Source organism: Roseomonas sp. OT10, from assembly GCF_020991085.1.
In the GTDB taxonomy this organism is placed as follows: Bacteria; Pseudomonadota; Alphaproteobacteria; order Acetobacterales; family Acetobacteraceae; genus Roseomonas; species Roseomonas cutis.
Map to the genome: position 1 here is coordinate 3528250 of NZ_CP087719.1, position 18280 is coordinate 3546529.

The following is an 18280-nucleotide window of genomic DNA, read 5'->3' on the forward strand; positions in this document are numbered from 1 at the left end:
GCGGGGCCGATCCGCCACCGGCCGCGGGGATCGCGCCACTGGCCGCCCAGGGGTCGCCGGGGCGGCCGGACGCGGTAGGCTGCCCTGCGTCGGGGCAGATGCCGTCGCCACGGTGGGCGCGCCGCCCAGCCCCGTGGCAGGCGTCAGGCCCGGCCCCCGGGTCGCGGGGGCCGGGCCGCGCGGATCAGCCGACGATCTCGGAGCCGGCGAAGAAGTAGGCGATCTCGGTCGCCGCGTTCTCCGGGCTGTCGGAGCCGTGCACGCTGTTCGCCTCGATGCTCTCGGCGAAGAGCTTGCGGATGGTGCCCTCGGCGGCGTTGGCCGGGTTGGTGGCGCCCATGATCTCGCGGTTGGCGGCCACGGCGTTCTCGCCCTCCAGAACCTGCACGACCACCGGGCCGGAGGTCATGAAGGAGACGAGGTCCTTGAAGAAGGGCCGCTCCTTGTGGACGCCGTAGAAGGTCTCGGCCATCGCCTGGGACATCAGGATGCGCTTCTGGGCGACGATGCGCAGGCCCTTCTCCTCGAACACGGCGTTGATCTTGCCGGTCAGGTTGCGGCGCGTCGCGTCGGGCTTGAGGATGCTGAAGGTGCGCTCGATGGCCATGGTGAGGGTTCTCCGTGAAAGGCGCGCCCCCGTAGGCTGGCGCGCGCGGGAGCGCAACCCCGCCCCCGTGACGATCAGGCCCCGGGCCAGGGCAGCACCGTGACCTCCGGCCAGAACGCCTTCGCCCGGGCGGCCTTGGCGGCGTGGCTGGCGGCGTTGTCCAGCGCCGGGTTGGGCCGCAGCACCATGGCGAACAGGTCCTCCAGCCCGAAGGGCGCCACCACCCGCCAGGCGCCGTCCGCCTCCCAACGCACCCCCACCGCATGGGCGGTCGCGGCGTAGCGGGTCAGCGCCTGCGCCGTGTCGCGCAGCGGCGAGCCGTAGCAATGGCCGAAATGCCCCTCGAACCACAGGTGGATGCGGGCCTGGTTGCGCGCCTCCACCGGGGCCGGCAGGCCGAGCCCGGCGGTGGCCGCAGCCACCCGGCGGATCACCCGGTCCTCCGCCTCCCACGACGTGTCGGGGTCGAAATAGGCCAGGTCGTAGTCGCGCAGCCCGTAGTCCGCAGGGCGCCCGGTCAGCGCGTTCCAGGCGGACTGGTAGAGGCAGCCGGACACCAGCAGCCAGTCCGGCAGGTCCAGCCCGCGCAGCACGCCCAGCAGCCGCAGCAGCGCCGCGTCCCGGCGCAGCAGCGACAGCAGCCGCTCCGCCTGGGCGGGGCCGGGGGCCGCCGGCACCGCGCCGTTCATTCCAGGCAGTCCAGCAGCGGGCCGAGCTGCCCGACGCGCTGGCGGATGACCCGCGCCCGGTGCAGCAGGGCGGCATCGGGGCGGGAGGCGGACCAGCCCAGCGGATTGGGCAGCACGACCGCAAGCTGCGCCGCCTCCTGGTTCGACAGGGCGGAGGCCGGCTTGCCGAAATGGGCCCGGGCGGCGGCCTCGGCGCCGTAGATGCCGGGACCGAACTCCACGATGTTGAGGTAGACCTCCAGGACGCGCTGGCGCGGCCAGAGCAGGGCGATCTGTGGCGTCAGCCAGGCCTCCAGCACCTTGCGCACGGGGTCGCGTCCCGGCCAGAGCAGGAGGTTCTTGGCCGTCTGCATGGTGATGGTGCTGGCGCCGCGGGGACGCTGCCCCTCCCACCAAGTCCCGACCTCCTCGCGCAGCGCGGCCAGGTCGAAGCCGAAGCTTTGCAGGCAGAAGAAGTTGTCCTCGGCCGCCACCACCGCGCGCGCCAGGGCCGGCGAGATCCGCTCATAGGGCACCCAGTCCTGGTGGATCGGATAGCCCTGCGCGGCGCGCAGCAGCATCAGCGGCGTGCCCGGCACCGGCAGCAGCCGTGCCGCCAGGATCGGCACCAGCGGCCCCAGCAGCAGCACCAGCCCCGCCACGAGGGCGAGCCGGCGCAGCCGCGGGAAGCGCCCGGGGCGGGCGGCAGCAGGGTGGGGCGGCATGGCCCCGATCAGTCGAGCGGCTTCAGCCCCGCCTCGATCGCCGCGCGCCGGGGTTCGAGGAAGGGCGGCAGGGACAGGCTCTCGCCCAGGCGCTCCAGCGGCTCGTCGGTGGCGAAGCCGGGGCCGTCGGTCGCCAGCTCGAACAGGATGCCGTTCGGCTCGCGGAAATAGAGCGAGCGGAACCAGAAGCGGTCCACCCGCCCGGAATTCGGCACGCGGGCGGCGTGCAGCCGGTTGGCCCAGTCGTCGTACTCCGCATCGGGGACGCGGAAGGCCACGTGGTGGACGGCGCCGGCGCCCTGCGTCGCCGTGGGCAGGGAGGGCTCCACCGCCACGTGCAGCTCGGCCGCCGGCCCCCCCTCCCCCATGGCGAAGACGTGCACCTCGCCCTGGGCACCGGGGTAGCGCCGCTCCTCGCGCATGCCGAGCAGCCGGTCGAGGACGAGGGCGGTCGGCTCCAGCCGCGGCACGCTGATGGTGATCGGGCCCAGGCCGCGGATCTGGTGCGCGGGCGGGACGGGCGAGCGGTCCCAGGGATGGGGCGCGGCGGACCCGCCATCGTCGATCAGGGTCAGGCGCTGCCCCTCGGGATCCTCGAAGTCGATGACCGCGCGGCCGTCGCGCTCGGTCACCCCCGGGTGCTCCACCCCGGCGGCGTAGAGGTGAGAGGACCACCAGCCCAGCGCATCCCGCCCGCCCACCCGCAGGCCGGTCCGGGTGATCGCATGGGTGCCGCGGCTCTCCGCACCGACCGGCCAGTCGAAGAAGGTCAGGTCGCTGCCGGGGCTGCCGACGCCATCGGCGTAGAACAGGTGGTAGGCGGAGGTGTCGTCCTGGTTGACCGTCTTCTTCACCAGACGCATCCCCAGCACCCGCGTGTAGAAGCGGTGGTTGCCGGGGGCATCGGCGGTGATGGCCGTCAGGTGGTGGATGCCGGTGAGCTGCATGGTCCGTCCTCCGGGGCACCCTGCTGCCCGGCCAGGGGTGGCGCAAGGGATTGGGACGACCCGCCTGGCCCTCGACCGGCCGTGATGTCGCACCGGGTGGGCGCGGGGCAGTCCTGGACGCCCTTATGATCGGAATCGGGTTTCCGGGGGAAGGCCCTGGCGCGGCGCCGGATCATGCCGCGCCCGGGCGGAGCGGCCCGCGTGTCGCCCGCAGCGTCGCACTCCGCTAGAAGGGCGCCGCCATGACCGTCCTGACCATCCGTGACCTGACCGTCCGCCTCGCCGGCCGCACCCTGCTGGACGCGGCCTCGCTGCAACTGGACCCCGGGCGCAAGATCGGGCTGGTGGGCCGCAACGGCGCGGGCAAGTCCACCCTGTTCCGCGTGCTGACCGGGCAGTTGCAGCCCGATGGCGGCGAGGTCCGCTTCGCCGCCCGCGCCCGCATGGCCTATCTGGCGCAGGAGGCGCCGGGCGGCGACGCCTCTCTGCTGGAGACGGTGCTGGAGGCGGATACCGAGCGCGCCGCCCTGCTGGCCGAGCTGGAGGCGGGGATCGTCCCGGAGCGGGAGGCAGAGGTGCACGAGCGCCTGCGCGCCATCGCCGCCGATGCCGCGCCCGCGCGGGCGGCCACGGTGCTCTCCGGCCTGGGCTTCGACGCGGCGGCGCAGGCGCGGCCGGTGGGCGAGTATTCCGGCGGCTGGCGCATGCGCGTGGCGCTGGCCCGGGCGCTGTTCCTGGAGCCCGACCTGCTGCTGCTGGACGAGCCGACCAACCACCTCGACCTGGAAGCCACGATCTGGCTGGAGAGCTGGCTGAAGCGTTTCCCGGGTGCGGCCATCATCATCAGCCACGACCGCGACCTGCTGGACCGCTGCGTGGACGGGATCGCGCATCTGGAGCGCGGCACCATCACCAGCTACCCGGGCGGCTACGGCGAGTTCCTGCGCATCCGCAACGAGCGCCGGGCGCAGCAGGTGGCGCAGAACGCCAAGGTCGCGGCCGAGCGGGCGCACATGCAGGCCTTCGTGGACCGCTTCCGCTACAAGGCGTCCAAGGCGCGGCAGGCGCAGTCGCGGCTGAAGGCGCTGGAGAAGCTGCCGCCGATCGAGGCGGTGACGGAGGACCGCGTCACCCCCTTCGCCTTCCCCGAGCCGGCGGAGGTGGCGCCGCCGATCCTGACCATGGAGCACGCCGCCACCGGCTATGACGGCCGGCCGATCCTGCGCAACCTCGACCTGCGGCTGGACCAGGACGACCGCGTGGCGCTGCTGGGCTCCAACGGCAACGGCAAGTCCACGCTGGCCAAGCTGATCGCCGGCCGCCTCGCGCCCATCGAGGGCGAGGTGCGCCGCACGCCGCGGCTGAAGGTCGGCTTCTTCGCGCAGCACCAGGCGGAGGAGCTGGACCTCGACGGCACGCCGCTCACCCACATGCAGGCGGCGCTGCCCAAGGCGACGGAGACGCAGTGCCGTGCCCAGCTCGCGCGCTTCGGCCTCGACGTGGACCGCGCGACGACGCGCATCGCCGACTGCTCGGGCGGCGAGAAGGCGCGGCTGCTGCTGGCGCTCTGCACGCGCGAGGCGCCGCAGCTCCTCATCCTCGACGAGCCGACCAACCACCTCGACATGGATGCGCGGGAGGCGCTGATCCGCGCGCTGGCCGATTACGGCGGCGCCGTGCTGCTCATCACCCACGACCCGCGCCTGGTCGAGCTGGTGGCCGACCGGCTGTGGCTGGTGGCGGACGGCACGGTGCGCAGCTTCGACGGCGACATGGACGACTATCGCGGCTTCCTCGCCGACCGCGCCCGCCCGGCGGCACGCGATGCGGGCCCCGCGAAGCGCGACGACCGGCGCGGCCGCGCCGAGGCCCGCGCGGCGCTGGCCCCCCTGCGCGAGCGGGTGAAGGAGATCGAGGCGCGGATCGAGAAGCTGAAGCTGGAGGACGGGCTGATCGAGCGCAAGCTCGCCGACCCCGACTTCTATGCCAAACGCAAGGCGTCCGACATCACCTGGGCCAACACCCGCCGCGCCGCCATCGCCCACCAGATCGGCCTGCTAGAAGAGGAATGGCTGGAACTGTCGGAGCGGCTGGAGGCGGCGTGATGCGTTGATCCGTGCCGGCGTGGGGTGCGCCCGTGGCCCGGGGGCAAGGCTCCGCCTCGCCCCCGATACCCCCACTCCGCCAGGACCCTGCGGGCCCTGGACCCGAAGGGCGCTGCCGCGCGGATGAGTGCGACGGGCTCGATGCGCCGAGGAGCCATGCTCCTCGGCGGGTACGGTCACCGCTCGCTGACGCCCTCTAAAAGCTTTCTTCAGAGTCCCGCCTGTCCGAGCTCTGTCAGGGTTCAGCCCGGAGGCTGACACCCCCCGAAAGCGCCAGACTCCCAGCGGGGACCGGGGCCCGCTTGTGGCCCCGGCAGGGGAGGGTCTGGGAGGGGACGGCGTCCCCTCCCGGTCCTCTGCCGGAACACCACAGCACAACGGGTCAGGTCATCCCGCCGTCCGCATGAGGCAGCGGCCCCCTGCGCTGGGACGCGAGGGTCGCCGCAGACCCGTAACCAGCCGGCAGGCCGGGGAATGCCGCCAACCGCGCCGGTATTCGCCCTACTCCGCCCGGATCGCCGCGGCGCGGATCACGGGCTCCAGCGTGGTCCGTTCCTGCTCCACCACCGCGGCGAACTGCGCCGGGGTGCCGCCGCCCAGGATCGCGCCCTGCTCCGCCAGCCGGCCGCCGATCTCCGGATCCCGCAGCGCGGCGGTCACCACCTCCGCCACGCGCGTGACGATCTCCGTCGGCGTGCCGGCGGGGGCGGCCAGGCCGAAGGCGGTGCCGAACAGGAAATCCACTCCCTGCTCCCGCATGGTCGGCACCTCCGGCAGTTGCGGCACGCGCCGCTCGGTCGCCACCGCCAGGGCGCGCACGCCGTCGCCGCGGATCTGGCCGAGGATGTTGGGGATGTTGTCGAAGAGCATGTCGATCTGCCCGGCGGCGAGATCCGTCACCGCCGGCGCCGCGCCGCGGTACGACACGTGCTGGATCTCCGTCCCCGTGATCCGCTTGAACAGCTCCAGCGCCAGATGCAGGCTGCTGCCGCTCCCGGCGGAGCCGGCGGTCAGCTGGCCGGGCCGCGCCTTCGCCTCCGCCACCACGGCGGCGACGTCCCGCCAGGGCCGGGCCTTCGCCACGCACATCACCTTCGGCGTCTGCGCCAGCAGCACGACCGGCGCGAAGGCGGTCCGCGTGTCGTAGGGCATGCTGGGATAGATGAACTGGTTGACGGCCAGCGGCCCCAGGGAACTGGCCAGCAGCGTGTAGCCGTCCGGCGCGCTCTTCGCCACGACATCGGCACCGATGTTGCCGCCGGCACCCGCGCGGTTCTCCACCACCATGGGCTGGCCGAGCTGCGCGGTCAGCCGTTGCGAGACGGCGCGCGCCAGCGTGTCCACCAGCCCGCCCGGCGGGAAGGGCACGACGATGCGCACCGGCCTCGCCGGCCAGGCCTGCGCGCGCAGCGGCGCGGCGGGGAGCAGCGCGGCGGCGCCGGATGCGGCCAGCAGCGCCCGGCGCCGCGGCATGGTCGGGATGGTCATGAGCGTGTCCTCCGTCTCGGCGCCGCCTTCTGCGGGCGGCCGCGCTCCGGGGCCGGTCGTCAGCCCCGGTGGTAGAGGGTGGGGATGGCCGCATCGACGACCACCTCCACCAGCGCCGGCCCCTCGGAGCGGCAGGCGGCGTGCAGCGCCCCGTCCAGCTCCTCCGGCCGCGTCACCCGCTGGCCGGGGCAGCCCATGCTCCGCGCCAGGGCGACGAAATCCAGCCCGGGCAGGTCGATCCCCGGCACGTCGCGCACCTGCAGCACCTGGCTGAAGGAGCGCATGGCGCCATAGCCGCCGTTGTTCACCACCACCACGGTCAGCGGCAGCCCATGCTGCACGGCCGTCCACAGCGCCTGGGGCGAGTACATCATCGAGCCGTCGCCGATCAGTGCCACCACGCGCTCGCCGGGCCGCGCCAGGGCGATTCCGACGGCGGCCGGCAGGGAATAGCCCAGCCCGCCGCTGGCCATGGTGAAGAAGCTGCCCCAGCGCGTCCGTGGCAACTGCTCCTGCATCGCCGGCCGGTGGGAGGGCGCCTCCTCCACCAGGATCGCCTCGCCCGGCAGGGCGGCGTGCAGCCGGTGCAGCAGCCAGGCGGCCGGGATCGGCTCGGCCGGGGGCGGCGGCGCGGCACGCCGGCGCGGCGCGGGGGGCGGGCGGTCGGCGGGCGGCAGGGCGGCGTGCAGCGCCGGCAGGGCAAGCCGCAGGCTGCCCACGATGCCCGTGCCGGCCGGCGCGGCCGCGGCGGCCTCGGCATCCGCCGTCAACTGTAGGATGGGCGGGCCGTCGCGGAAGATCGCCGCCTCGCCGCCAACATGGAAGGTGAAGACGGGGGCGCCGATCACCAGGACGAGGTCGTAGGCCGAGAGCACCTGCGACACCGCCTGCGGCGCGGCGGCCAGGAAGCCGGCGAAGAGCGCATGGTCCTCGGGAAAGGAAAGCCGGGAGGAGAAGGGGCTGGCCAGCACCGGCGCGCCGATGCGCTCGGCCAGGGCGACCATCGCCGCGCCCGCCCCCTCCTGGTCCACCTCCGGCCCGACCACCAGGACCGGGCGGCGCGCGGCGACGAGCAGCCGCACCGCCTCGGCGATCAGCGCCGGATCGGGCGCGACGTCGGCCGAGACGATGCGCGGCACCACCGCACGGCAGGGCGCGGCCCAGTCGTCCACCGGGATGGAGACGAAGGTCGGGCCGCAGGGCTTCTGCATCGCGACGTGATGGGCATGGGCGATGGCGGCGGGCACGTCCTCGGCCCGCGCCGGCTCGATGCTGAACTTGACGTAGGGCTTCGGGAACTGCGCCGCGTCCTGCGCGCCGAGGAAGGGGTGGTTCGGCAGCAGCGCCCGCACCTGCTGCCCGGCGGAGATGACCAGCGGCGCCTGGTTGCGCCAGGCGGTGAAGACATTCCCCAGCGCGTGCCCGACGCCCGCCGCCGAGTGCAGGTTGACGAAGGCCGCCCGGCCGGTGGCCCGGGCGTAGCCATCCGCCATGCCGACCACCGAGGCTTCCTGCAGCCCGAGGATATAGCGGAAATCCTCCGGCCAGCGATCCAGCAGCGGCAGCTCGGTGGAGCCGGGATTGCCGAAGACCGTGGTCATGCCGAGTTGGCGCAGCAGGTCCAGCACCGCCTGGCGCACCGTGGTCATGCCACCCGAAGGCGATTGCGCCATCCCGGCCGTTCCTTCCCGCGCCTGCTGTTTCTGGACCGGCGCCGGGGAGCCCCGGGGCAGGCGGCGCCGAGGCTTGGCCATCCCGGGACCGGCCGCAAGCCCATTCCTGCGCACGGGCATGCCGGGGCGCGGGCGGCCCCGTGGCGGGACAGCCCACGACCGGCGGGGGCCTGAGCCGCGGGGCCGCCGGCGGCCCCGCGGCTCAGGCGATGCCCACGATCCGGAAGAAAGGGTTGTTGATGGTCGCCGTCTTCACGGCGGGCGAGCCGTCCGCGTTGATCTTGCCGTTCACCCAGCGGTCGTAGTGGACCATGGTGATGTAGATGGCGCCCGTCGTCGTGTCGTGGACGATGCGCCGGTCGCCGTTCTTCCCCTTCTTCAGGTCGTTGCCGTTGTCGAAGTAGTATTCCTGGAACCGGCACTGGTCGGGCCGGACGACGGTGTGCGTCGTGCCGTCCCAGGCGGCGAGCGTCCCGTCCTCCAGCTCCTCATAGGAGGTGCCGGGCAGGTAGCCCCATTCGTTGCGGTGGATCCCCTTGGCCTGCGGCGGCAGTTGCCTGTTGTGCAGCGCCTTGATCACGTCCTGCATCGCGCCGCTGCTGAAGCTGCCTAGCTTCTCGAGGGGCAGGTCGTGCAGCACCAGCCCCGAGGGCGTCGCCGTGCCCTTGCCGGTGACGCTGCCCAGCAGGGAGGCCATCAGCAGGCGGTTGTCCGTGTAGTTCTGCTTGTCGAACTTGCCCTGCCCGCCGCGCTTGTAGGGCGGCTGGGTCGGCGTCGCGGTGCTGGCGTGGCTCATGCGGGCGCGTCCTCGCCGGGGCATCTCCGGCCGGGAACCGCCCCGGCCGCCGCCTCCGGCCCTCGTGGCGGGGCGAGGCCGTACCGCGGAGTTGTGCCGCGCCCGGGTGATTCGCTCCACCTGCGCAGCAAAGCCGATTCCGCCGGCCCTGGCGACAGGATGTCGGCCGGGTCCACATGCAGGCCCGGCGTCAGCTCCCCGTCGCCACCCGCCCGCCGGCCCAGGCCGCCTCCAGGGCGCGAAGAACGATGCCTTCCGTCAGGATCTGCGGCAGTTGCGCCGGCTCCCCGCCCCCCGGCGGATAGAGCAGGTAGAGCGGCACCCCGTCCCGCCCCTGGGCGCGCAGCAGCGCGGTGATCGCCGGGTCGCCACGGGTCCAGTCGCCTGTCAGCATGGCGACGCCGCGCCGGGCGAAGGCCTCGCGAACCGCCGGGCGGTCCAGGGCCACGCGCTCGTTCACCTTGCAGGTGATGCACCAGGCGGCGGTGAGGTTCACGAAGACCGGCCGCCCCTCCGCCCGCAGCCCGGCGAGGCGGGCGGCGGACCACGTCTCCCCCTCCTCTCCGGCCAGGGCGGACGGGGCTTCGGGAGCCGCGCCCAGGCGTGGCAGCAGCGCCAGCGCCGCCAGCAGCGCCGCGCCGGCCAGCGCGCCGCCGACCCGCCGCCCGCGCGGCCCGGCGGGCTGCGCCTGCCCCCAGGCCCAGGCGGCGAAGCCCACCAGCAACCCGCCCGCCAGCACCAGCAGCACGCCATCCGGCCCGGCCTGCTGCGCCAGCACCCAGGCCAGCCAGGCCGCGGCGCCGTACATCGGGAAGGCCAGGGCCTGGCGCAGCCGCTCCATCCAGGCCCCCGGGCGCGGCAGGAAGGCGGCGAGCCCCGGGAACAGCGCCAGCAACGCATAGGGAGCCGCCATGCCCAGGCCCAGCGCGGCGAAGACCGCCAGCGCCCCGACCGGCGGCAGGACCAGGGTGGCGCCCAGCGCCGCCGCCATGAAGGGCGCGGTGCAGGGCGTGGCGACCAGCACCGCCAGCACCCCCGTCAGCACCGAGCCCGCGACGCCCCCGCGCGGGGCGCCGCCGGCCAGCACGGGCCCGCGCAACGTAAAGGCGCCCGACAGGTTCAGCCCGACCGCCAGCATCAGCCAGGCCATGGCGGCGACGAAGGCGGGCTGGGTGAACTGGAAGCCCCAGCCGGCGGCGACCCCCGCCGCGCGCAGCCCGGCGAGCGCCGCGCCGAGCGCCAGGAAGCTCAGCACCACCCCCGCGGTGGTCCCCGCCGCCTGGGCGCGGATCGTGCCGCGCGCGGCGCCGGACAGCTTCGCCAGCGCCATGGCCTTCATCGCCAGGATGGGGAAGACGCAGGGCATGAGGTTCAGCAGCAGGCCGCCCAGCGCCGCCCAGAGCGTGGCCTGCCCGAGCGTGGCCTGCCAGGGCGTATCCTGCCAGGGCGCGGCCCGCCCCGGGGGCGGCGCCCCGGCCGGGCGCGCCGGCACCGCGCCGAGCGGGGCGGCGACGGCGTAGGCGGCGCGCAGCCCGGCCGCATCGGTGATCGCCACGACGCCGGCGAGCGGCCCGTCCGCGGCGGCGGCTCCGGCCGGGCGGGTCAGGCCCAGGGTCAGCGCCCCGTCCCGCACGGAGAGCGGCTGCGGCGCGGCGTGGTCGAGCAGCCCGGGAGCGGCGGGAAAGAAGAAGGCGTTCCGCACCTGCCCCGCCGAGAGCTCCGGCCCGGTCAGCTCCAGCGCCCCCGCGGCGCCGTCGAAGCCCGCGCGCGCCGCCCAGGGCGAGGGGCGAGGCAGGGACGCCTCGGCCGCCGCGAAGGCCGCCGCCTCGGCCGGGTCGGGGCGCGGGGCGGCCTCGACCGGCAGGTCCAGGCGGAAGCTCCCTTCCTCCGGGATGCAGACATCGGCGCAGGTCAGCCAGGTGCCGCTGGCCTCGACGGTCAGCACCCCGCCGGCCGGCAGATCGGCGGGAGGGGTCAGCGTCAGCGGGAAGGCGACCTCGCCCTCGTAGCCGAAGTTCACCAGCGGGCCGAAGGGGATGCGCTGCGGCGCCGGGAAGGCGAGCGGCGTGACGGAGGCGCCCGGCGGCAGGGTCAGCGCCAGTTCCGGCGGCGCGCCGGCATCGCCCGGATTGGACCAGTAGGTGTGCCAGCCTGGCGCCAGCACCTGCCGCAGCAGCAGGCGCACGGGCTGTCCGGGCGCCACCGCCGCCGCCTCGCTGACCAGCGTGACACGGGCCCGCGGGGATTCGACCGGCAGGCTCTCCAGCGCCAGGGCCGGCGCCGCCCCGATCAGCCCCGCCCATAGAAGGATCAACCGCAGCATCGGCACATCAACCGCAACTCCCGGGCCGGATGCAATGGCCAGGCCCGCAGGTCGGAGGCGCGTCCCCCGGGGGAACCCCCCCCGGTCACGCCACCGTGCCGGGGCGCGCCGGCGGCAGCGGGGATGGCGGGACGCGCGCCGGCTCGGGGCGCTCGGGGCCGCCAAGCTGCCGGGCGACGGCGTTCACCATGGTCTCCAGCACGCGGAAGACGACCTCCACGCTGAAGCCCACGAGGAAGGCGATGCCGGAGAAGGTCAGCGTCACCTGCGCCGGCAGCCCGCCCAGCCCCTGGACGGGCGTGTCCTCCGGCCGCAGGAACAGGCCGATGCAGGCGCCCATCAGCAGGCCCAGCATGACGCGGAGCCAGGCCTGCCGGGTGGCGCCGGGCAGCAGGCGGTTCTCGGCCATCTGCTGCTCCATGTGCCGCAGGGCATAGACCAGCGCGCCCAGCGTGCCGAAGAGCAGGGGCAGCAGGAGGTTGCCGATCGCCTCCAGCAGCGAGGCGCCGGACTGCTCGCTGGTCAGCAGCACCCCCGGCTGCTCCGTCATCAGGCCCAGGGCGCCGGTGACCCGGGTCCAGGGCAGGCTGACGAGGCGGACGGGGGTCAGCCAGGCGGCGAGATCGGCATAGGCGATGTCGGACTTGCGGCTCAGGTCGCGCAGCCGGTCGCAGAGGTGGTACTGGCCCGCGGATTCGAAGGCCTCCGGCCCGCCCTCGATCCGGAAGGGCGGGCGGTACCAGTTGCCGACCCGGTCGCAGAGGCGCAGCACCGGCGTCTCGGCCCGTGGCGTGCCGCGATGCGCCGCCACCTCCGCCGCCTCGTACTGCTGGATCGCCAGGTCCAGCTCCACCGTCTGCCGGGCGATCTCCTGCACCCGGCGCAGCGTCGTCTTGCCGAAGACCACGTAGGTCGAGACCAGCACCGCGGCGACCAGGATCGCCATGGCGGCGATGGCGAGGGAGAAGCGGGTGCGCCGCGCCCGCCGGGCGGCCGCCGCGAAGCCGGCCCAGGCCCGGTCCCAGCGGTCGATGCCGACCACCTCCTCCTCCCCCAGCACCAGCGCGCTGAAGGCGGCCGAGGAGGCGGAAACCGGCGCCGCCCGGGCGGAGAGCGTATCCCGGGCGGCGAGCAGGAAGGCCAGGTCGTCGGGCGAGGCCACCAGCATCGCCGGCTCCCGCCCCAGCAGGGCGACCAGCCGCGTGAAGGTGGCCGCGTCCTCGGCCGGATCATCCGAGAAGGTGCCGCGCAGCCGCCGGCTGGGCAGCCGCCCGAGATGGCCGAGCAGCACGGTCGCATCGCGCAGGGCCATGCCGGCCTGCTGTTCGAGGGACATGCGCGTCCCCTTCCGGGCTTCGTTTCGTACCCGGACGATAGGCGTGCGGCCCCGCCACCGGCAATCGCCAAGCCGTTACTCCGGGGCGGCGCCCTCCAGCAGCTCCAGCCCGGCCTCCGGCCCGCCCAGCAGTTCCGCCAGCCGCGCGAGCTCCACCCGGCCGGCCGGATTCGCCGTGGCGGCCAGCTGCCGCAGCCGGCGCAGCGCCTCGCGCCGCGGAGTGTCGCAGCCCCCGCCATGGCCGAGCGGCCGCGCCGCCAGGTCGAGCTGCCGCAGCGCCAGCGCGCCCTCCTCCAGCGCCGCCGCCTCCGCATCCGTGGCGCCCCCGGCGGCCAGCCGTTCCGCCGGCAGCAGGACCCGGTGCCGACCCGCCTCGGCATAGTGGCTGCGGCACATCCCCTCCGCCGCCTGGCGCCAGGCCTCCACCTGCCGCCGCCAGGCCGGGCCGCGCCCGGCGAGCCCCGTGGCATCGTCGAGCAGGTCCCGCAACGCCTCCACCCGCGCCGCCAGGGCCTCGGCCGACGCGTCCTGCAGCGCGTCCAGCCGGCTCCCGATGGCGGCGCCCAGCCCGGCCTCGATCCGCCCGGCCACGGCGGGGGCGATCCCCGCCGCCAGGGCGCTGACGGCGCCGGGCCGCGCGGCATCGGCCAGCAGGGTCGCGAGCCCGGCGGCGAGGGGCCGGCGCCCGGCGGGCAGCAGGGCCTGCAGCACCGTGCGCGCCAGCGGGCCGGGCGGACCGGCGGCGACCTCCCGCGCCGCGGCATAGAGCGCAGCGCCATGGGCCAGCACGTCGGCGCAGAGGCGGGCCAGGGGCGGGAAATCCTCCGCCCGGAGCCCGGCCGCGAACCAGCCGGGCGGCAGCGCCTCGGCGGGGTCGGCCGCGGCGGCCAGGATGCCCGCGGCCTCCCGCCAGAGGGGCGCGCCCAGCCGTGCCACCGCCTCGTGGTTGGAGCGCTGCAGCCCGGCCAGCCGCGGGCCGATGGCGACCGCCTCGCCTTGCAGCCGGGGCAGGACCAGGGCGGCGAGGGGGACGAGGGCGCTGCGCGGCACCGTCGGCTCCTCCACCCGCCATTCGGCCGGCGGCACGATGGCGCCGTCCAGCGGCACGAAGAGCAGCCGGGTCAGCGGCAGCGGCCGGGCGGGGCGCAGCCCGCGCAGCCGCGCCCGCGCCGCGTCCAGGACCCGGTCCGCCTCGCCCCGTTCCGGCAGGGCGTCCAGGATGGCCACGATCCGCTCCAGCTGCGCCGGCGTGCCGCTGGCGACGGCGGCAGAGAGGTTGGCCAGCTCGGCCCGGGACAGGGCCGCGGGGGCGGCATTCATGCGGCCAGCGCCTTCACGCGCTCGTTGCGGCGTTGCAGCTCCAGCATGCGGCCGGTGCGCCAGTCGCGGTTGGCCTGCACGTTGCGGCGCGGCCCGCTGGTCAGCCCCGCCGTCTCCCAGTCGGGCGGGCAGCCGGCCCAGCCCTCCGCCTCGCGCGGGACGACGGGGCAGAGCCCGGCCATGTCGGGCAGCGCCGCGGCGCCGGAATCGCGCCAGAGGCCGAGGATCAGGTCCCAGCCGTCGAGCAGCCAGTCCGGCCGCCCGGTGGTGGTGCGCACGGCCTGCGGATTGCCCGCCCAGCGGCGCAGCAGCAGGGTCATGTCGTCCGCCATCGTCTGCGCCTCGGCCAGGGTGGCCCGGGCCATGGACAGGGTCGGCCGGATGGATTGCTGCAGGATGCCGGCGCAGAGGCTCTGCACCTCGTCGGGGGATTCGGCGAGTTCGGACAGCCGGGCGTCCAGCTCGTCCAGGTCGCGCACCAGCTGCGGCAGCGGCGCCCGCGTCGGGTCGCCGGGCAGGCCGACCGGCTCCAGCAGCTCGGCCACCTCCTCCACCGTGCGATAGGCCGCCTCCGGGCCGCCGACCGCCGCGGCCAGCCGCTCGGCCAGGACCTTGCGGGCGCGGTCGACCAGCCGTTCCGGGGATTCGCGCTCGGGCGGCGTGCCGTCCACCGCCGCCGTCTCGGCCTGCTTGATGAGGCGGAGGAGGAGGAAGTAGTGCGTGGCGAGGCGGGACTGCCGCGCGGTCTCCAACGCCTGCGCGGCGGCGCGGGCCGCGTCGCGCCCGGCGAAGCCCTCCACGGCGATGGCGCGCGCCACGTCGCGCATGCGGCGCGGCGTGGGGAACTTCAGGTCGGCCACCCGGCTCCAGAACTGGCGGTCATGCACCGAGGGGGAGCAGAGGTCGGGCATGGCCGCCCAGGGCAGGACATAGACCCCCTCCGCGCCGGACGGGTTGGGCACGATCAGCTCCAGCGTGCTGGCGCCGGAGGGCCGCTCCAGCGGGCGGGCGCGGGCGCCCATCAGCAACGGCGTGGTGAAGGCCATGCTGATGCCACGCTCCAGGAAGGTCACCGGCTGCCAGCGGGCCGCGCCGTAGCGCTCGAGCTTGGAGAGGAAGACGCTGTCGTCCATGCCGCGGATTCATGCGACCGAGGCTGTAAACCTGCGGTGAATGCCGGCCTTCCCGCCTGTGGCGCCCTGCCCCGGCGGCGATGGTGCCGGCCGCCGCGGCCGGGCCGCTAGAGCCCCCGGAAGACGGGCCTGCGCCGCTCGGCGAAGGCCGCCACCGCCTCCTGGAAATCCGCCGTGCCGGGGAAGGCATCGGCCGCGGCGCGGTCGGCGGCGCCGATCGGCAGGGGACCGCGCAGCGCGCGCAGCGCCGCCTTGTGGAAGCGGTTGGCCAGCGGCGCGCCCTCGGCGATTCGCCTGGCCAGCGCCTCCGCCTCCGCCGGGACCTCCGCGTCCTCTCCCGCCAGGCGGTTCAGCAGCCGTCGCTCCAGCGCCTCGGCCCCGTCATAGACCCGGCCTTCCAGCAGCATTTCGCTCGCCACCGCATGCCCGGCGATGCGCAGCAACGCGTCGAGACCGGCATGCGGGTAGTAGAGGTTCAGCATCCGTGCCGGGATGCCCAGCCGCGTCCCCGGCCCGCCGACGCGGAAATCGGCCATCAGCGCGATGCCGCAGCCGCCGCCCATGGCCCAGCCGCGCACCGCCGCCACCACCGGATGCACGCAGCGCTCGATGGACAGGAAGGCGTTCTCCAGCGCCTCCGCATAGGCGGCCTCGCGCTCCGGCGTGCCGCGCTCGTGGCGGAAGGCCGCGATGTCGGCGCCGGCGGAGAAGGAGGCCTCGCCCGCACCGCGCAGGATCACGCAGCGCAAGGCGGTGTCGGCGGAGAGCCCGTCCATGGCCTCGGCCAGCGCCACCCACATCGGCAGGGTCAGGGCGTTGCGCTTCTCCGGCCGGTCGATCAGCACCGTCGCGATGCCGTCGCGCTGCGAGACGACGAGTTCCGGATGCGGCATGGTCCCTCCCTGGATGTCCCTGCCGTGTAGAGCAGATGGCAACGCGGCGGCCACGTCCGAAAACGCGAATCCCGTGGCGCCCGCGCCCGCCGTGCCCGCCCTGTCGCTTCCGTGTCCGGCATCGGCCCGGCGCCGGGCGGCCGGGATCCAACCGGAACCGGATGGGGACGTTAACGGCCCGACCTCATTGCCAGGGAAGGCCAGCCCATGCCGGAGACGCGCACCGACCGCGACGCCCAGAACAAGGTCTGGGAGCTGATCAAGGACATCAGCATCACGACCATGGTCACGCTCGACGCCGAGGGGCGGATGCGCGGCCGGCCCATGCAGGCGCAGCAGAAGAGCTTCGACACGACCCTCTGGTTCTTCACCACGCGCGGCACGGCGGTGACGCAGGAGATCGAGGCGGACAGCCGCGTGCTGCTCGCCTATGCCGCCCCGTCGAGCCAGAACTACGTCAGCCTCTTCGGCCGCGCCAAGGTGTTCCAGGATGTGGCGAAGCAGAAGGAGCTGTGGAGCGAGAGCCTGCGCGTCTGGTTCCCCGGCGGGGCCGAGGACCCGGCCATCGCGCTGATCGCCGTAGAGGTCGAGGGCGCGGAGTACTGGGACGCCCCGTCCTCCACGCTGCTGCACGCCTATGGCTACGTGAAGGCGGTGACCACCGGCGAGCCGCCGAAGGGTGGGGAGAACGCGAAGGTCGCCTTCACCTAGGCCGGATCGCGACGACCCGCTCCGCCCGGAGCGATCCCCGCCTCCCAGGCCGGATGGCGCAGCGCCCGGGGGACAGGCCCGTGCATCAAGCATGGCGGAAGGGGCGGTGCCCCGCCGGAACGTCGGCCCTGGTCAGCGCGCGTTCAGGCTGGCCGGAAGCTCTCCACCGGGATCGGCGGCTCCCGGCCGGAGAGCTGGTCGGCGACGACCCTCGCCGAGCCCATCGCCAGGGTGAAGCCGAGGGCACCCTGGCCGAGATCGAGGAACAGGTTCGGCCAGCGCGGCACCGGCCCCAGCAGCGGCATCCCCGTGGGCGTGGCGGGGCGCAGGCCGGTCCAGGGGTTCAGCTCACGGAAGTCGCTGGCCTCCGGGAAGGCTGCCCTGGCCTGGCGGATCAGGAGCGACAGCCGCGCCGGGTCGAAGCCCGGATCGTACCCCGTGAGGTCGGCCATCCCCGCGACCCGCAGGCGGTCGCCGAGGCGTGCATAGACGATCTTGTTGGCATAGTCGGTGACGGAGACACGCGGCGCCGCGGCCGCGTCGCGTACGGGCAGCGACAGGCTGTAGCCCTTCAACGGATAGACCGGCAGGTCCACGCCCAGCGGCGACGCCAGGGACCTGGCCCCCGCGCCGGCGGCCAGCACCACCGCATCCGCCTCCACCACGCCGCGATCCGTCGCGACGCCCAGGATGCGGCCCTCGGCGGCGACCAGCTCGCGCGCGGTCACGCCAAGCAGGAACTCCACCGCCATGTTGTCCCGCCGCAGCAGGGATTCCAGCGCCAGGCAGAAGCGCCGGCAGTCGCCAGCATCCTCGCTGTGCGTCATGATCCCGCCGACCAGCCGGTGCCGGAGGTGGCGCAGCGCCGGCTCCACCGCGAGGCAGCCCTCCGCATCCAGCGCCTCCTTCTCGCAGCCGAGCGAGCGCTGGTAGTCCAACAGGCGCCGCGCGGCCTCGAAGGCGGCCGGATCGGAATGCACCACCAGCTTGCCGGCGCGGGCATAGTCGAAGTCCAGCTCCTCCTCCTCCACCAGCGCATGCAGAAGGTCGCGGCTGAGGAAGGAGAGGTCGAGCAGCCGGCGTGTCGTCTCCGCGGCACGCCCCGCCGTGCAGGCCGCCAGGAACTTCAGCCCCCAGCGCCACTGGTGCGGATCGAGCCGCGGCCGGAATCGCGTCGGCCCGTCCGCCCGCAGCAGCCAGGAGGGCAGGTAGGGCAGCACCCCCGGCCCGGCCAACGGCGCGACGTAGCTGTAGCTGAGCTGCCCGCCATTGGCGTAGCTCGCCTCCAGCGCCACGCCCTGCCGCCGGTCCAGCACGGTCACCGCATGCCCGTCCCGCGCCAGCGCATGGGCGGCGCAGAGGCCGACCACCCCGGCTCCGAGCACGAGGACCCTCACGCGCCAAGGCCCGGGCGGCGGCGGAGGTTCGGGCAGCGAGACTCGTCTGGCATGGGCACAGCTTCGCCGCCCTGCGGCGGGGCTGTCGACCCGGGCCGGGCCTGGGGCGGCCCCCGGGGGAAGGCCGTGGGGGTCTTGGCGGACGGGATCGCGCGGTC

15 protein-coding genes are annotated in these 18280 nt (G+C 74.9%); 2 read left to right on the top strand and 13 right to left on the bottom strand.

From position 1 onward, the window contains the following. Positions 1 to 184: 184 nt before the first annotated feature. From ndk to LPC08_RS16150, 4 genes are all read right to left on the bottom strand, one after another. Positions 185 to 607, bottom strand: a complete 423-nt coding sequence (gene ndk, locus LPC08_RS16135; RefSeq protein ID WP_230449255.1) for a nucleoside-diphosphate kinase — start codon at positions 605 to 607, stop codon at positions 185 to 187. A 74-nt stretch (positions 608 to 681) separates the two neighbouring features. Continuing rightward, positions 682 to 1296, bottom strand: a complete 615-nt coding sequence (locus tag LPC08_RS16140) for a nucleotidyltransferase family protein (RefSeq protein ID WP_230449256.1) — start codon at positions 1294 to 1296, stop codon at positions 682 to 684. After that, positions 1293 to 2000, bottom strand: coding sequence for a monofunctional biosynthetic peptidoglycan transglycosylase (mtgA, locus tag LPC08_RS16145; RefSeq protein WP_230449257.1), 708 nt, complete (start codon positions 1998 to 2000; stop codon positions 1293 to 1295). The genes LPC08_RS16140 and mtgA overlap by 4 nt, the downstream gene beginning before the upstream one ends. A gap of 8 nt (positions 2001 to 2008) precedes the next feature. After that, complete coding sequence (locus LPC08_RS16150; protein ID WP_230449258.1) at positions 2009 to 2947, bottom strand: ring-cleaving dioxygenase; 939 nt, start codon at positions 2945 to 2947, stop codon at positions 2009 to 2011. A gap of 242 nt (positions 2948 to 3189) precedes the next feature. Between LPC08_RS16150 and LPC08_RS16155 the strand changes: the two genes are divergently transcribed. Next, the gene (locus LPC08_RS16155; protein ID WP_230449259.1) at positions 3190 to 5052 is read left to right on the top strand and encodes an ABC-F family ATP-binding cassette domain-containing protein; all 1863 of its coding nucleotides are present in this window, start codon (positions 3190 to 3192) and stop codon (positions 5050 to 5052) included. A 501-nt stretch (positions 5053 to 5553) separates the two neighbouring features. Here the strand turns inward: LPC08_RS16155 and LPC08_RS16160 are convergent. From LPC08_RS16160 to LPC08_RS16195, 8 genes are all read right to left on the bottom strand, one after another. Next, a complete protein-coding gene (locus LPC08_RS16160; protein WP_230449260.1) occupies positions 5554 to 6540 on the bottom strand; it encodes a Bug family tripartite tricarboxylate transporter substrate binding protein in 987 nt (328 codons plus the stop codon). Positions 6541 to 6599: 59 nt separating this feature from the next. After that, entirely contained in the window at positions 6600 to 8213 is a 1614-nt protein-coding gene (mdlC, locus tag LPC08_RS16165; RefSeq protein ID WP_230449261.1) for a benzoylformate decarboxylase, read from the bottom strand. 202 nt (positions 8214 to 8415) lie between these two features. Continuing rightward, complete coding sequence (locus LPC08_RS16170) at positions 8416 to 9009, bottom strand: hypothetical protein (protein ID WP_230449262.1); 594 nt, start codon at positions 9007 to 9009, stop codon at positions 8416 to 8418. A gap of 190 nt (positions 9010 to 9199) precedes the next feature. Further along, positions 9200 to 11332, bottom strand: a complete 2133-nt coding sequence (locus tag LPC08_RS16175; RefSeq protein WP_230449263.1) for a protein-disulfide reductase DsbD family protein — start codon at positions 11330 to 11332, stop codon at positions 9200 to 9202. 85 nt (positions 11333 to 11417) lie between these two features. Next, a complete protein-coding gene (locus tag LPC08_RS16180) occupies positions 11418 to 12668 on the bottom strand; it encodes a hypothetical protein (RefSeq protein ID WP_230449264.1) in 1251 nt (416 codons plus the stop codon). Positions 12669 to 12743: 75 nt separating this feature from the next. Next, on the bottom strand, positions 12744 to 13988 hold the full coding sequence (locus LPC08_RS16185) for a hypothetical protein (protein ID WP_230449265.1): 1245 nt from the start codon (positions 13986 to 13988) through the stop codon (positions 12744 to 12746). Beyond that, entirely contained in the window at positions 13985 to 15121 is a 1137-nt protein-coding gene (locus tag LPC08_RS16190; RefSeq protein ID WP_230449266.1) for a hypothetical protein, read from the bottom strand. The genes LPC08_RS16185 and LPC08_RS16190 overlap by 4 nt, the downstream gene beginning before the upstream one ends. Positions 15122 to 15228: 107 nt before the next feature. Beyond that, positions 15229 to 16014 carry an enoyl-CoA hydratase/isomerase family protein gene (locus LPC08_RS16195; RefSeq protein ID WP_230449267.1) on the bottom strand — a complete coding sequence of 262 codons (786 nt, stop codon included), beginning with the start codon at positions 16012 to 16014 and terminating at the stop codon, positions 15229 to 15231. 207 nt (positions 16015 to 16221) lie between these two features. On the opposite strand from LPC08_RS16195, the gene LPC08_RS16200 reads away from it, so the two are divergent. Continuing rightward, positions 16222 to 16725 (top strand): pyridoxamine 5'-phosphate oxidase family protein, encoded by a 504-nt coding sequence (locus tag LPC08_RS16200; protein WP_230449268.1) that lies wholly within the window; start codon positions 16222 to 16224, stop codon positions 16723 to 16725. Between the two features lie 143 nt (positions 16726 to 16868). Here the strand turns inward: LPC08_RS16200 and LPC08_RS16205 are convergent, their stop codons facing one another. Next, positions 16869 to 18122, bottom strand: coding sequence for a D-amino acid dehydrogenase (locus tag LPC08_RS16205; protein ID WP_230449269.1), 1254 nt, complete (start codon positions 18120 to 18122; stop codon positions 16869 to 16871). Between the last annotated feature and the right edge of the window lie 158 nt (positions 18123 to 18280).

Coding starts and splice junctions, on each gene's coding strand:
- LPC08_RS16150 (WP_230449258.1), bottom strand. CDS start 2,947: ATGCAGCTCACCGGCATCCACCACCTGACGGCCATCACCGCCGATGCC.
- LPC08_RS16155 (WP_230449259.1), top strand. CDS start 3,190: ATGACCGTCCTGACCATCCGTGACCTGACCGTCCGCCTCGCCGGCCGC.
- LPC08_RS16180 (WP_230449264.1), bottom strand. CDS start 12,668: ATGTCCCTCGAACAGCAGGCCGGCATGGCCCTGCGCGATGCGACCGTG.
- LPC08_RS16140 (WP_230449256.1), bottom strand. CDS start 1,296: ATGAACGGCGCGGTGCCGGCGGCCCCCGGCCCCGCCCAGGCGGAGCGG.
- LPC08_RS16200 (WP_230449268.1), top strand. CDS start 16,222: ATGCCGGAGACGCGCACCGACCGCGACGCCCAGAACAAGGTCTGGGAG.
- ndk (WP_230449255.1), bottom strand. CDS start 607: ATGGCCATCGAGCGCACCTTCAGCATCCTCAAGCCCGACGCGACGCGC.
- LPC08_RS16170 (WP_230449262.1), bottom strand. CDS start 9,009: ATGAGCCACGCCAGCACCGCGACGCCGACCCAGCCGCCCTACAAGCGC.
- LPC08_RS16190 (WP_230449266.1), bottom strand. CDS start 15,121: ATGGACGACAGCGTCTTCCTCTCCAAGCTCGAGCGCTACGGCGCGGCC.
- mdlC (WP_230449261.1), bottom strand. CDS start 8,213: ATGGCGCAATCGCCTTCGGGTGGCATGACCACGGTGCGCCAGGCGGTG.
- LPC08_RS16185 (WP_230449265.1), bottom strand. CDS start 13,988: ATGAATGCCGCCCCCGCGGCCCTGTCCCGGGCCGAGCTGGCCAACCTC.
- LPC08_RS16195 (WP_230449267.1), bottom strand. CDS start 16,014: ATGCCGCATCCGGAACTCGTCGTCTCGCAGCGCGACGGCATCGCGACG.
- mtgA (WP_230449257.1), bottom strand. CDS start 2,000: ATGCCGCCCCACCCTGCTGCCGCCCGCCCCGGGCGCTTCCCGCGGCTG.
- LPC08_RS16175 (WP_230449263.1), bottom strand. CDS start 11,332: ATGCTGCGGTTGATCCTTCTATGGGCGGGGCTGATCGGGGCGGCGCCG.
- LPC08_RS16160 (WP_230449260.1), bottom strand. CDS start 6,540: ATGACCATCCCGACCATGCCGCGGCGCCGGGCGCTGCTGGCCGCATCC.